The sequence below is a fragment of the Nocardiopsis trehalosi NBRC 14201 genome, from assembly GCF_001552555.1.
Classification (GTDB): Bacteria; Actinomycetota; Actinomycetes; order Streptosporangiales; family Streptosporangiaceae; genus Nocardiopsis_B; species Nocardiopsis_B trehalosi.
The window spans coordinates 1-12870 of record NZ_BCRK01000176.1; the positions used below are offsets into that span (position 1 = coordinate 1).

Annotated in this window: 8 protein-coding genes; 6 read left to right on the forward strand and 2 right to left on the reverse strand. The window is 75.2% G+C overall.

Going from position 1 to position 12870, the window contains the following annotated elements; translation table 11 throughout:
* Window positions 1–125 precede the first annotated feature (125 nt).
* The 4 genes from NT8_RS22975 (at window position 126) to fxsT (ending at window position 9145) form a co-directional block, all read left to right on the forward strand.
* Entirely contained in the window at window positions 126–1118 is a 993-nt protein-coding gene (locus tag NT8_RS22975; RefSeq protein ID WP_067973512.1) for an IS481 family transposase, read from the forward strand.
* A gap of 449 nt (window positions 1119–1567) precedes the next feature.
* Entirely contained in the window at window positions 1568–3412 is a 1845-nt protein-coding gene (locus tag NT8_RS22980; protein WP_084469201.1) for a VMAP-C domain-containing protein, read from the forward strand.
* 22 nt (window positions 3413–3434) lie between these two features.
* On the forward strand, window positions 3435–4550 hold the full coding sequence (locus tag NT8_RS22985) for an AAA family ATPase (protein ID WP_067973517.1): 1116 nt from the start codon (window positions 3435–3437) through the stop codon (window positions 4548–4550).
* 104 nt (window positions 4551–4654) lie between these two features.
* Complete coding sequence (gene fxsT / locus NT8_RS22990; protein ID WP_245646295.1) at window positions 4655–9145, forward strand: FxSxx-COOH system tetratricopeptide repeat protein; 4491 nt, start codon at window positions 4655–4657, stop codon at window positions 9143–9145.
* Window positions 9146–9178: 33 nt separating this feature from the next.
* Here fxsT and NT8_RS28915 read toward each other — a convergent pair whose 3' ends face one another.
* Together NT8_RS28915 and NT8_RS22995 are read right to left on the reverse strand one after the other, a co-directional pair.
* Window positions 9179–9457, reverse strand: coding sequence for a DUF397 domain-containing protein (locus NT8_RS28915; RefSeq protein WP_084469202.1), 279 nt, complete (start codon window positions 9455–9457; stop codon window positions 9179–9181).
* 446 nt (window positions 9458–9903) lie between these two features.
* Window positions 9904–10767, reverse strand: a complete 864-nt coding sequence (locus NT8_RS22995; RefSeq protein ID WP_067973522.1) for an AraC family transcriptional regulator — start codon at window positions 10765–10767, stop codon at window positions 9904–9906.
* Window positions 10768–10815: 48 nt separating this feature from the next.
* Here NT8_RS22995 and NT8_RS23000 point away from each other — a divergent pair, with 48 nt between their 5' ends.
* The gene (locus NT8_RS23000) at window positions 10816–11244 is read left to right on the forward strand and encodes a GNAT family N-acetyltransferase (RefSeq protein ID WP_067973525.1); all 429 of its coding nucleotides are present in this window, start codon (window positions 10816–10818) and stop codon (window positions 11242–11244) included.
* A 653-nt stretch (window positions 11245–11897) separates the two neighbouring features.
* Window positions 11898–12557 (forward strand): PaaI family thioesterase, encoded by a 660-nt coding sequence (locus NT8_RS23005; RefSeq protein ID WP_067973528.1) that lies wholly within the window; start codon window positions 11898–11900, stop codon window positions 12555–12557.
* The last annotated feature ends 313 nt before the right edge of the window (window positions 12558–12870 follow it).

Here is a 12870-nt window from a genome sequence, read left to right on the forward strand (position 1 = left end):
AGAAAACGCGACCTAGATGTACTGATCATGGAGGTTGGTAACACGGGCCCCGACTAGGGCAACGAAGAGGGCTTCCGGTATCGGTGTGGATCACGACATCTGCACCGGCGACCAGGAAGCCCTCGATGCCCCACACTACCCACGCCAACGCCCGCCTGACCCCCGCCGGCCGACTGGCCCTGGCCCGCTGCGTCGTCGACGACGGCTGGCCCCTGCGCCGCGCCGCCGAACGCTTCCAGACCAGTGTGGCCACCGCCCAGCGCTGGGCGCGCCGCTACCGCACCCACGGCGCCGCGGGCATGGCCGACCGCTCCAGCCGCCCCCACCGCTCGCCCCGGCGCACCCCCGCCCGCCGCGAGCGCCGCGTCGTCAAACTCCGCGTCCTCAACCGGTGGGGGCCCGCCCGCATCGCCGGACACCTGCACATGGCGGCCTCCACCGTCCACCGGATCCTGGCCCGCCACCGCCTGCCCCGCCTGGCCCGCACCGACCGCGCCACCGGCCTTGCCGTGCGCCGCTACGAACGCGCCCGCCCCGGCGAACTCGTCCACGTCGACGTCAAGAAGCTCGGCCGCATCCCCGACGGCGGCGGCCACCGCGCCGTGGGCCGCTACGCCGGAGTGCGCAACAAGCAGGCCACCACCACCGCACGCCGCAACGGCTCACCGGTGATCGGCCACGGCTACCCGCACACCGCCATCGACGACCGCACCCGCCTGGCCTGCACCGAGATCCTCACCGACGAGAAGAAGGAGACCGCCACCGCGTTCTGGGCGCGGGCGGCCGCCTACTTCGCCTCGGCGGGCATCGCGGTGGAGCGGGTGCTGACCGACAACGGGTCCTGCTGCAAGTCCCGGATGTGGCGGGAGGCCCTGGCCCAGGCGGGCATCGCGCACAAGCGCACCCGGCCCTACCGGCCCCAGACCAACGGCAAGGTCGAGCGGTTCCACCGCACCCTGGCCGAGGAATGGGCCTATGCCCGCCCCTACCGTTCAGAGGCCGAACGCAGAGAAGCGTTCCCGGGCTGGCTCCATCACTACAATCACCACCGGTTCCACACCGCGATCGGCGGCCCACCCGCCACCCGCGTACCCAACCTCTCCGGTCAGTACACCTAGATCCGCTGAATCCGCACGGCCGACCGCGGGGCGGTCGGCGCGCTAAATCGCGCGGGGCGTCGGGGCGTCATGGCGGCGACCCTACCGGTGGCGGCGCGACCGGGCCACCCGGTGGCGCGGTGGGCGGGGCCGGTCGGCGGCGGCCGCGCGACCGCCCCACCCGAGCGGACGGTCACGGGGGGTCAGCGGTGCGGCCGGCCCGCGGTGGCGCCGGGGGTTGCGGTCGTGCCAGAGTCATGTCCCAAAACCGGTGGTGACCGAAGTGGCACAATGACCGACCGGGTCCGGACGGAACCGGCGCCCCTTCTGGAACGTCTGACTCGATATATCCGTGTAGCCACGCACATACGTAGAGTAAACAGCCTTACAAAGGGAACATAAAGAGCCAACCGAATTGCGCACCCGCAGGCAACGCTCCCTTCCCGATCGGAGAAAGAGGCCGCGTCACGGTGGCATCTCCTTCGCTCCTTCTCACCCCCACCTGGCAGGTCCGGGTCCTGGCGGCCGGCGACCACGTCGTCGGCGGAGGCGTGCTCGTCACCGGCGACCGCATCCTCACCTGCGTGCACGTCGTCAACGAGGCGCTGGGCCGCCCCGCCGAGAACGCGCCGCCCGCCCCCGGTGCGCGGGTGCGCGTCGACGTGCCCTCGGGGAGCGAGTACCGGCCGCACACCGCGCGGGTGGTGGCCCACACCTGGAACGCCGAACGCGACACCACGCTGCTGACGCTCGACGGCGCCCCGCTCGGGCGGACCCCGGCGCGGCTGGGCGCGCGCATGGCCGCCATCGGCGCCACCGGGCGGCCGCTCGCCGTGCGGGTGCAGGGCTACCCGGGCGACAGCCCGCACGGGCTGAGCGCCGAGGCGCGGGTCGTCGGCGCGGGCGGCGACCTGCCGATGCGGGCCCAGGTGCAGGTGGCGTCGTCGTACCCGCTGGGATTCGAGCCGGGGTTCAGCGGGTGCGGGGTCCTCGACACCGACGACGGGGCGGTGATCGGCATCATCGTGACGGGCCGCGACACCGGGGACCGGGGCGCCGGCGTCGCGCTGATGGAGCCGGTCGAGATGGTCGCGCCCCTGGCCGGCGGGCTCTCCGACCCGGAGCTGGAGGCACTGGAGCCGCTCCTGGGCGCGCTGCGGTTCGAGGCGGTGGCGGGCGCCTACCTCGCCGCCACCCTGGACCGGCTGCCCGAGCAGGTGCACTTCGCGTCGGCGTGGGACGCCTTCGAGCACCTGCGCGACATGGCGCCGCGCACCGACGGCCTGCCGCGCGAGGTGGTGTTCGTCGAGCACGTGGCGCGTGTCGGGGTGGTCGACGCCGCTGTGCTGCGGGCCTACTCCGCGTCGCGGCCGCCCGGCGAGGTGCCGGCCGGCGCGCTGGCGCTGCTGCGCGGCGGCGCCGAGGAGGCCGCCGCGCCGTGCGGCGGGGCGCTGGTGTTCGCGGCCGAGCCGATCCCCGACGACCCCGGCCGCCCCGAACGGTACGTGCTGTCGCACTGGATCGACGACGGGCACGAGGTCACCAACGGCGGGTCGTCGGTGGTGTCGGCCGCGACGCTGCCCGACGCGGTGGTCGCCTGGATCGAGGCGGCCGAGGCCCGGCCGGGCTTCTGGGAGGCGGACGACACCGGTGCGGCGCCGACGCGGCTGGAATTCTTCCTGCCGTTCTCCCTGCTGACCGAGCGGATCGCGGCGTGGCGGCTGCGCGCCCCCGCATCCGGTGAGGGAGAACGGGTAGGCGCCTCCTACGAGATCGTTCTGCACCACACCGAGCGGCTGGACGCGCGGGAGCGGCAATGGGGCCGTACGCGCAGCCGGATGAAGCGGCGCTGGGCCGGACTGGCGGCCGCGGGCGGGGGACTGCTGCACGGTGTGCCCCCCGGCCCGCCCGACGGGGCCCGCGTGCCGCTGCAGGACCGCTTGGCGGACACGGCGATCGTGGCGGTGGTGCTGGGCTCCGATCCCGCGCACGACGACGGCCGGCGGCAGTTGTACCGGGCGCTGGAGGCCGGGTTGCCCGCGATCATCTGGCTGCATGCGGCCGATTCGGAGGCGACACGGAGATTCCACGATTCGCTAGGATCGAAAATCACGCGGGAAGGAGGAATCATCTCCCGGGAGGATGTGGACGCCCTGCCCGCGTACCTGCACCAATGGCGCGTACGAAGCATAGATCCGGACTATGCGGACGAAGGTTACGATCCATACGACATCGCCATAATCCACGACGATATTCGACGTATCAAAAAACTCCTTCCCACCGGTATTCTCACCTCCCCCGAAAAGGCGCGATGACAGCGACGAGGAGGATCCCCTGATGGCGTCCTCACCGACGTCCGGCCCCGGCCCCGCCGGCACCGGCGGACCGTCCGCGCCCTCCTGGTGGATCTACCACGGCACCGGGCGGCCCGACATGTTCGCCGCCAGCCTCCAGGAGCGCCTCCCCCCGCCTCCCCCGTGGCGCCGCTTCGGCGGCGGCCCCGACCAGCCCGACCCGCCCGCCGACGAGAGCGAGACCACCCGGGTCCTGGGCGCCGCCGCCAACGCCCCCGAGCGGCCGCTGACCGAGCACGAGGTCGCGGTCGTCGAGGCCGTCAACACCGCCCTGCTGCTCCGCCGCCCCCTGCTGATCACCGGCGAACCCGGTGTCGGCAAGTCCAGCCTGGCCTACCGGGTGGCGCGCGAGCTGCGCCTGGGCCGGGTGCTGCGATGGTCGGTCACCAGCCGCTCCACGCTGCGCTCGGGCCTGTACGAGTACGACCCCCTGGCCCGCGTCCACGACATCTCCGCCGACGCCGCCGCAGCGGGCGACACCGGGGCGCCCGCCGACCGCCCCATCGGCGACTACCTGCGCCTGGGCCCCCTGGGCACCGCGCTGCTCCCCCACCGCCTGCCGCGGGTGCTGGTCATCGACGAGTTCGACAAGGGCGACGCCGACCTCGCCAACGACCTCCTGGGGGTCCTGGAGAACGGCTGCTACACCGTCCCCGAACTCGCCCGGCTGGCCTCCGCGCAGCCCGAGATCACCGTCCCCACCGACGACCCCGGCGGCACCGCCACCATCCAGGCCGGCACGGTGCGCTGCCACGAGTTCCCCCTCGTCGCCATCACCAGCAACGGCGAGCGCCCCTTCCCGCCGGCATTCCTCCGCCGCTGCCTGCCGATCCGGCTGCGCCGCCCCGGCCACGAGCAGCTGGCCGACATCGTCTGCGCCCACTTCGGCGGCCGCGACCGCGCCGAGGACCGCGAGCTGATCGCCGAGTTCCTGCGCCGCTGCGACGAACTGGGCGGACTCTCGATCGACCAGCTACTGAACTCGGTCCATCTCGTTAGTTCCGATGTCCGCGCGCATGCCACATCCTTGGATCCGAACTCCTGGAACCGGATACTGGGACTGGTCTGGCAACGCCTCATGGAAGCGGGCCGTGGGTGACCGGTGACAAGGGCCGAGGACGGCCCACGGCCACGGGACCGGCATCGCCGCCGTCCCCGCCTCCGTCGTCCGATCCCTCCGCAGCCCCACCCACCTGGTGGGAGGTGGGCGACGCTCTCTGGCTGGCCGCCCTGCGCGGGGCCGGCCCCCGCACCGAGCCGCCGCCCGACCAGCCGCCCCCACCGCCCGACCCCGCGCCCGGTCCGGCCGACACCCCGCCCGACCCGCCCGGCGCCCCGGACGACCCGCCCGCGCCCGACCGTCCGCCGGAGCCGCCCGGGCCCGACACGCGGCCCGGCGTGCCGCCCGACCACCTCCCGCCCGCGGCCGCCGCGCCGCCGGCCGCCCTGGTGCCGCCCCTCCCGGTCCCCGGCCCCGCCGACTCCGCCGCCCTACCGGGCGCGCCCCGGCTGAGCGAGCGCCGCGCCCTGGTGCGCGCCTTCCAGCTGTTCCGCCGCACCCGCGACTCCGCCCGCGCCGTCCGCTTCGACGAGGACGCCACCGCCCACGGCTTCGCCCAGCGCGCCCTCGCCGACCCCCGGCCCGGCCGGGCCCGCCGCACCCCCGTGCTGCCCGAGTTCGCCCCGCTGCCCGAGCCCGCCGACGACCTCACCGTCCTCATCGACGACAGCGTGTCGATGATCGTCCAGCAGCCCCTCGTCGCCGACCTGCTGGAACTCCTCGCGCCGCTACGGGTGTTCCGCGCCGTCCGCGCGTTCACCTTCGACTCCGACAAGGCCCGCGCCGACGACCTCGCGCTGCGGGCCGACCGCGGGCCCGCCCCCGCCGCCGACCGCCTCGTCGGCGGCGGCCGCGACCTCCTCCTGGTGCTCAGCGACGGCGTGGGCGACGGCTGGCACAACGGGGCCATGGGCGCCTGGCTGGCGCGGTGGGGCGCCGACGCCGCCGTGGGCGTCGGCCACCTGCTCGACCGCACGCTGTGGCGCGGCACCGGCATGCGGCCGCGCAACGTGTCCCTGGAGGTCCCGCCCGCCGGCGGCGGCGGGCTGCCGGCCAACGCCCGCTACCGGGTGCGGCCCACCGTGTCCGAGGGCCCCGCGCCGGCGCTGCCCGCCGGCGGCGTGGCGGTGCCGCTGTTCCCCCTCGAACCCCACGACATCGAGCGCTGGGCGCTGTTCCTCACCGGGCGCCGCGGCGGCCGCGGCTACGCCACCACCGCGCTCGTCGCCGACCCCGACCCCGACCCCGCCGCCGAGGACGACGACGAGGACGGCGCCACCGCCCTGTTCGGCGCGGCCGCCGGCCCGGTCCCCCGCCCCCTCGACGCCCGGGCCCGGGTCGAACTGTTCCGCGTGGTGGCCTCCCCCGAGGCGTTCCGGTTGGCGGTGCGCCTGGCCGCGGTCCCGCTGAACCTGGCCACGATCCGGCTGGTGCAGGAGCGCTTCGCCCCGCACACCCGCCCCTCCGACCTCACCGAGGTCCTGTGCTCGGGGCTGGTGCGGCGCACGGCCGGCTCCCCCGCCGTCGACCGCGACGACCGGGTCACCCTGGAATTCCACCCGGGCGTGCGCGAACTGCTGCTGGCCGCCGGCGGGAGCCGCCGCGAGGTCAAGGAGCTGCTCGAAGCGGTCGCCGCCCGCTACCGCGAGTCCCTGCCGTGGTTCGCCGCCCTGGAGCGCCTGCTGCTCGGCCGGGCCGCCGGTGACCGCCTGCCGGGCGCCGCCCCGGCCGAGGCCCCGTTCGTGCGCGCCGTCGGCCCCGCGCTCGGCGCGCTCCCCGCACAGTTCCGGCGGGCGGCCGGCGGACCGCCCGCGTCCGCCGGCCCCGGCGACGGCCCGCCGCGGGCCGATCCGCCACCCGCACCGGCGCCCCGCGCCGCGGACCCGTCCACCGCCGACCGGATCGCCGCACCTGACCGTGAAAGCCCAGAGGATACGACCGTGGTTCCTGCAGATCCCCAGTTGACCGGCACGCCCCAGGCGACGTCGCCCGGAGGCACCGCCTCCCCGGCGCTGAACGGCGGCGGACCACCCGATCCGCTGCGGTACGACCCCTACGGCCCGGTGCCGCAGGGGCCGCGGACCCGGCCGATGGTGTGGGGGGCGGTCCCGCCGCGCAACGCCACCTTCGTGGGCCGCGAATCCCTGCTGACCCAGCTCGCCGAGCGGCTGCGCGAGGGCGACACCACGGTGCTGCCGCACGCGGCGCCGGAGCGGCGGCAGGCGGCCGCCGCCCCGGTGCGCCCGCCGGTGTTCCCGCAGACCCTCCAGGGCATGGGCGGGGTCGGCAAGACCCAGCTCGCCCTGGAGTTCGCCTGGCGGCACCGCGGCGACTACGACCTCGTGTGGTGGATCCCCTCCGACACCCCCTCGCAGATCCAGCAGTCCCTGATCGAGCTCGCGCCCAAGCTGGGGGTGGGGCCGGGCGGCGACCCCGCGGCCATGGTGCGCGCGGTGCTGGAGGCGCTGCGGGCCGGCACGCCCTACGCCAACTGGCTGCTGGTGTACGACAGCGCGGGCGAGCCCTCCGAGGTGCGGCCGCTGATCCCCGTGGGCGGGCCGGGCCAGGTGCTGGTCACCTCCCGGTACCCGCAGTGGCGGTCGGTCAGCGGCAACCTGGTGCAGGTCGACACCTTCGAACGGCACGAGAGCACCGAGCTGCTGCACCGGCGCGGCCCCGAGGGCCTGGCGGCCGCCGACGCCGACCGGATCGCCGAGAAGCTGGGCGACCTCCCGCTGGCCATCGAGCAGACCGCGGTGTGGCTGTACGAGACCCTCATGCCCGCGGCCGAGTGGCTGGAGCTGTTCGACGAGAAGACCGAGGAGCTGCTGTCCCACGTCGCGCCGAGCCCCGACTACCCGTGGTCGGTCGCCGCCACCATGAACATGACCCTGGAGCGGCTGCGCGAGTCCAACCCGGGCGCGCTCCGGCTGCTCCAGGTGTGCGCGTTCCTGGCGCCGCAGCCCATCCCGCGGCGGCTGTTCAACAACGCGCGCAACGTCGAGGCCCCGGCCGAACTGGCGGCCATCCTCGCCGATCCCGGCATCGAGCTGAGCCGGGCGCTGCGCGCGATCGACCGCTACGCGCTGGCCAAGATGGACCACCGCAACTCCACCTTCCAGCTGCACCGGCTGGTGCAGGAGGCGCTGAAGCTGCCGCTGAGCGAGGACGAGCGCTCGGAGCTGCGGCACTGCGCGCACCTGCTGCTGGCCAACCTCGACCCCGGCGACCCCCTGTCGGCCCACGACTGGCCCCGCTACGTGGAGCTGCTGCCGCACGTGTGGGAGACCGAGCAGTGGGACTGCCAGAGCGAGTGGGCGCGCCAGCTCGTCCTCAGCGAGGTCCGGTTCCTCGACCTGTGGGGGCGTTCGGCCGAGGCCGAACCGCTGGCCCGGCGCGCCCTGGACCTGTGGACCGAGAAGCTCGGCGCCGAGCACCCGCAGACCCTGCGCGCCTCGATGCGCTACGCCCTGGTGCTGTCGAGCCTGGGCCGGTTCCAGGAGTCCTACGACCGCAGCATCCGGCTGGTCGACACCCTCACCCGGCTGCGCGGCGTCGACGACGAGGAGACCCTGGAGGCGCGCATCGACATGGCGCTGGACCTCCGCAACCTCGGGCGGTTCTCCGACGCGGTCGAGGTCAGCCGCGAGGTGTTCGAACGCCAGCAGCGGCTGTTCGGCCGCGACGACCCGCTGACCCTGCAGACGGCGCACATCCACGCCATCGGCCTGCGGCTGACCGGCGACTTCACCGCCGCCATGGAGATCGACCGGCACAACCACGAGCGGCGCATCCAGATGCTCGGCCCCGAGCACGTGCGCACCCTGAGCAGCAAGTACGGGTACGCGCTGGGGCTGATGGAGTCCGGCCGGTACTGGGAGTCCATGCAGGCCCTCGACGAGGTGCACGCCGACAACACCCGGCTGTACCCGGCGCAGTCGTCGCTGCGGCTGATCACCATGCTGGCGCTGTCCACGGTCAAGCGGCGCACCGGCCGGCTGCGCGAGGCGGTGGCGCTGTCGGAGGAGGCGTACCGGCTGTTCGCCGAGCACGCCGGGCCCGACGCGCAGAACACCGTGCGCGCGGCGGCCAGCCACGCGGTGTCGCTGCGGGCGGCGGGTGAGCACGACGCCGCCCTGGCGCTGTCGACCGACGCCCGCGAGCGCTACCGGTCGATCTTCGGCGCCCGCCACCCGCTCTACGCCGACACCTCGCTCAACCACGCGGTGACCCTGCGGCTGCTCGGCCGGGTCGACGAGGCCCGCGCGGTCGACGAGGAGGCCATGGCGGTGCACGTCGAACGGTTGGGCGAGGACCACCCGGCGACCCTGGCCAACGCGGTGAACCTGGCCAGCGACCTGTTCGCGGCGGGCGACGCCCGGTCGGCGCTGGCGATGGACGAGCGCACGCACGAGCGGGCGGTGCGCGTGTTCGGCGACGACCACCCGCTCACCCTGGCCGCGCAGCGCAACACCGTGCTCGACCGCCGCGTGGTCGAGGGGGTGGAACTGGAGGCCGAACGCGCCGACGTGGTGCGCCGCTACCGGGCGATGTTCGGCGCCGACCACCCGGCGACCCGGTCGGCCGACCACGACGTCCGCGCCAACTGCGACCTCTTCATGAACGGCATGTGAGACCCGGGCGGGGGCGCGGCGCGGGCCGCGCCCTCAGCCGAGGTCGGCGTGCCGGACCGCGGCGAGGAACTCGCGCCAGGCGCCGACGGTGAACCGCAGCACCACACCGCGCGGATGCACGGAGTCGCGGACCATGACCCGCGCGGGGGCGGAGCGCGCCACCTCGACGCAGTCGGGCGGCGAATTGCTGTAACTGGACTTCCACCAGCCGGAGCTGTTCTGCGGTGGGGGGAGTAGCGCCGCGCCGGCGCTCCGGCGGCCGTGCTTTCCTCCGTTGGGCTCGTCTCCGGGTACGACCGAATCAATGCTCATGCGGAACTCTCGACCAGGACGAGTGACCGACCAGCGGCCCCGAGGAACGTAAACGGAACACAGATCTTCCTACGACGAATATCTCGACATGGCTTCAGTCGTTTTTTATATCCCCGGTGTGCACCAATTCATGTAGCCCGATAGCGGACAGTTCCCTTACGTCGCTCGCGGCGACCGCGCCGGCGGGCGGGACGCGCGCCGTTCGCCGGCTCCCGGTCGCGGCCGCGAAGGCCGCGGGCGACCGGCGTCTGCGCAGGGAGGACGGCCGGTCCGGCCCGGTTCGGCGGCCGGGCGGCGCCGGTCCCGGCGGCCCGGGAATTGGCGGTGTTACCCGGAAAAGCGCGCGGGCGCGGCGGCGGCAGCCCGCGAAATGGGCCGCCGGACGGCGGCGCGCGGCGGGCCCGGCACCGAATTGGGGCCCGGCGCCCCGGGTGCCGCCGGCCGGGTCATTGCGGGGCGCCCGCGGAAAGCGCGGAAAGGGGCGGCGGATCAGCGGCGGCGCCCCGGCGGAACGCGCCGGGCGGGACCCCCGTGTGCCGTTTGAAGTGCCGCGCAAGGTGGGACTGGTCGGCGAACCCGACCGTGGCCGCGACCTCTCCCGGCGCGATTCCGTCGAGCAGCAGCCGGCGGGCGCGCAGCACGCGCACCTGGTTGAGGTAGGCGTGCGGCGGCAGCCCGTAGGCGGCGCGGAACGCCCGCAGCAGCCCGAAGGGGGCGGCGCCCACGGCGGCGGCGAGCTCCTCCAGCCGGGGCGGGTCGACCAGGCGCTCGTGCAGGATGTCGCGCGCGGTGGCGGCGGCGCGGGAGGACGCGGAGGCGGGCGGCGCGCCGGGGTCGCGGGCGTGCCGCCGCAGCAGCCGGACCAGGGCGGCGCGGGTGAGGCTCGACGCGCTGAGGCGGTCGCCGCGCTCGGCGGCGCGGTGGGCGGCGCGCAGGGCCTCGGCGGTGTCGGGGTCGTCAAACGGTTCGACGCGGAAGCCGGGGGGTGTGGCGAGGCCGAGTTCGGCGGCGGCGCCGGTGACGGCGTCGACGCCGGGGTAGAGCACGCGGTAGCGCCAGCCGGCGGGCGTCGCGGCGTGGCCGGTGTGCACCTCGTGCGGTTCGACCACGGCGATCTGGCCGGGGCCGGCCCGGCGGGTGCCCCCGCGGTAGGCGTACTCCTCGATGCCGGACTCGATGACCGCGATGGTGTAGGTGTCGTGGATGTGGCGGTCGAAGGAGTGCCGCACGAACCGCGCCTTGAGCAGTTCCACATCGGGCAGTCCGGGGTGCCGCCAGTACCGCACCAGCTCACGGGGCCGAGGGGTCATGCCCCCAGCGTATGCGGGTGGCCGCGGGGGTCGGCTACGCTGCCGGGCATGCTGACGATCACCCTCGCCGACAACGCCCGGGACCGGGCCGCCGTCTTCGTGATCCGGGGGGCGGTGTTCGTCGCCGAGCAGCAGGTGCCGATCGAGGAGGAGTGGGACGACCACGACCTCGGCGCCGACCACCTGCTGGCCCGGCTCGACGGAGTTCCGGTGGGGACCGGCCGGCTGGTGGAGCGGGACGGCGAGGGCCTCCTGGGCCGGCTCGCGGTGCTGCCCCGGGCGCGCGGCACGGGGGCGGGCGCGGCGCTGGTGCGCGCGATCGAGGACCGGGCGCGCGAGCGGGGGCTCGCGGCGGTGGAACTCCACGCGCAGACCCACGCGCTCGGCTTCTACGAGAAGCTGGGGTACGCGGCGTACGGCGCGGAGTTCCTCGACGCGGGCATCCCCCACCTGCACATGCGCCGCCCCCTCCCCTGACCCCGCGCCGGCCCCGGTCGGCCCCACGCCCGAACACCCCACCCCGCACCACCGCCCGGGACCGAACGGGCACACCACCCGAGCGGGACCCGCACCCGACCCGACCGCCGGTGCGGGCGCCCGTACGGGCGCCGAACCCGGCAGACACACACGAGCAGAACACGTACATGTCGACCAGACCGCCGCTCCCACCCAGGGCCCGACCGACGCACCACTCGAGCAGAGCCCCGCGCCCCGACCACCACCGACCCGCGCCCCGGACCGGACGAACGCACCGACCGAGCGGATCGCCCCCGGACCGCACAGACGCGGCATCCGAGGAGAACCCGCACCCCGGCCGGAGCACACCGGCGCGGACGCAGATTCGATCGGACGCACGTGCCACGGTGGCATGGGTCACGAAATAGCCGGGCCCGGCGCGGCCGTTGCAGCGTGCGGAGGCGCCCGGGCGCGTCCGCCCTGCGTGGTGCGCGGGGGTGGGCGACACCACCGTGCTACTACCGAGTAATATTCTAGTCGGCAGCGGCGGCCCGAGACCCCGCTGCCCCGCAGAACCGCCACCGCCGCGACGGGACCGACCACCGCCGGCGCCGCAGCACCGCTGCGGCCGCCGCGACCGGCCGCCCGCGCGGCGGACGACGCCGAAGGAAGCCATGACGGTCGACGCCCAGCCGGTAGCCGAACTGCCCGACCCCCGCGACTTCGGGTTCACCGTGGTGGCGCAGGAGGACCTCCCCGCCGAACTGACGGCGCTGGTCGACGAGGTGCGCTCCCTGGTGGACGCCGTCGCGCACACCGAGGCCTCCCCCGCCGCTCTCGCCCGCGCCCGCGCCGCGGTCGCCGAGGCGGCGGCCGCGCTCGGCACCGAGCGCCGGGACATCGGCGCCATGATCCGCCAGACCGGGCCCGACGGCCGGGTGGAGTACGGGACCGTCACCAACGTGGTCTCCGGGCCGACCAACCCGGCGGCGCCGCCGCTGGTGCTGGAGCCCGTCGACGGCGAACTGCGCGGCACGGTGGTGTTGAGCGGCGTCTACCAGGGCCCGCCCGGGCTCGTGCACGGCGGCTGGATCGCGGCGCTGCTTGACCAGGCGCTGGGCGGCGCGTCGAGCGCGGCGGGCCTGCCCGGCCTCACCGCGAACCTGAAGGTCGACTACCGGCGGCCCACCCCGCTCGGGGTCCCCCTGGAGGTCACCGCCCGGGTGACCGGCACCGAGCGCCGCAAGGTCTTCGTGGCCGGCGAGATCCGGCACAACGGCGAGGTCACCGCCGAGGGCACCGCGATCATGGTCCAGCTCAGCCTCCCGTCCTGACCCCCGCCCCTCCCGTCGGACCGCCCGCCCCGTCGAGCCGCCCCTCATGTCGTCGGTCCTGACGCTAACGGGGTAGGGAACCGCTCCCATGCCCCGTTGACGTCGAGATCCTCGAGGACACGGCGATTCCGGGCATGCGGAGGCGCGCCCGGCAGCGGCAGCGGACGGGGCCATGGTGCTGGGGGGAACCCCTTGTTCCAGTCAACCCGCACACGGGGGCGCCGCGCCAGGGCGACCGCTCCGCCTGTGGATGACGGTCGGCTTCCGCCGTCGCCTGCCGTGGGCGTCGGCCCCGTGGGGCCGTCGGCGGGGG

Bases quoted from the DNA above. Each gene is read 5' to 3' on its own strand.
- NT8_RS22975 (WP_067973512.1), top strand. From the start codon at position 126: ATGCCCCACACTACCCACGCCAACGCCCGCCTGACCCCCGCCGGCCGA.
- NT8_RS22985 (WP_067973517.1), top strand. From the start codon at position 3,435: ATGGCGTCCTCACCGACGTCCGGCCCCGGCCCCGCCGGCACCGGCGGA.
- NT8_RS28915 (WP_084469202.1), bottom strand. From the start codon at position 9,457: ATGAGCATTGATTCGGTCGTACCCGGAGACGAGCCCAACGGAGGAAAG.
- NT8_RS22995 (WP_067973522.1), bottom strand. From the start codon at position 10,767: ATGACCCCTCGGCCCCGTGAGCTGGTGCGGTACTGGCGGCACCCCGGA.
- NT8_RS23000 (WP_067973525.1), top strand. From the start codon at position 10,816: ATGCTGACGATCACCCTCGCCGACAACGCCCGGGACCGGGCCGCCGTC.
- NT8_RS23005 (WP_067973528.1), top strand. From the start codon at position 11,898: ATGACGGTCGACGCCCAGCCGGTAGCCGAACTGCCCGACCCCCGCGAC.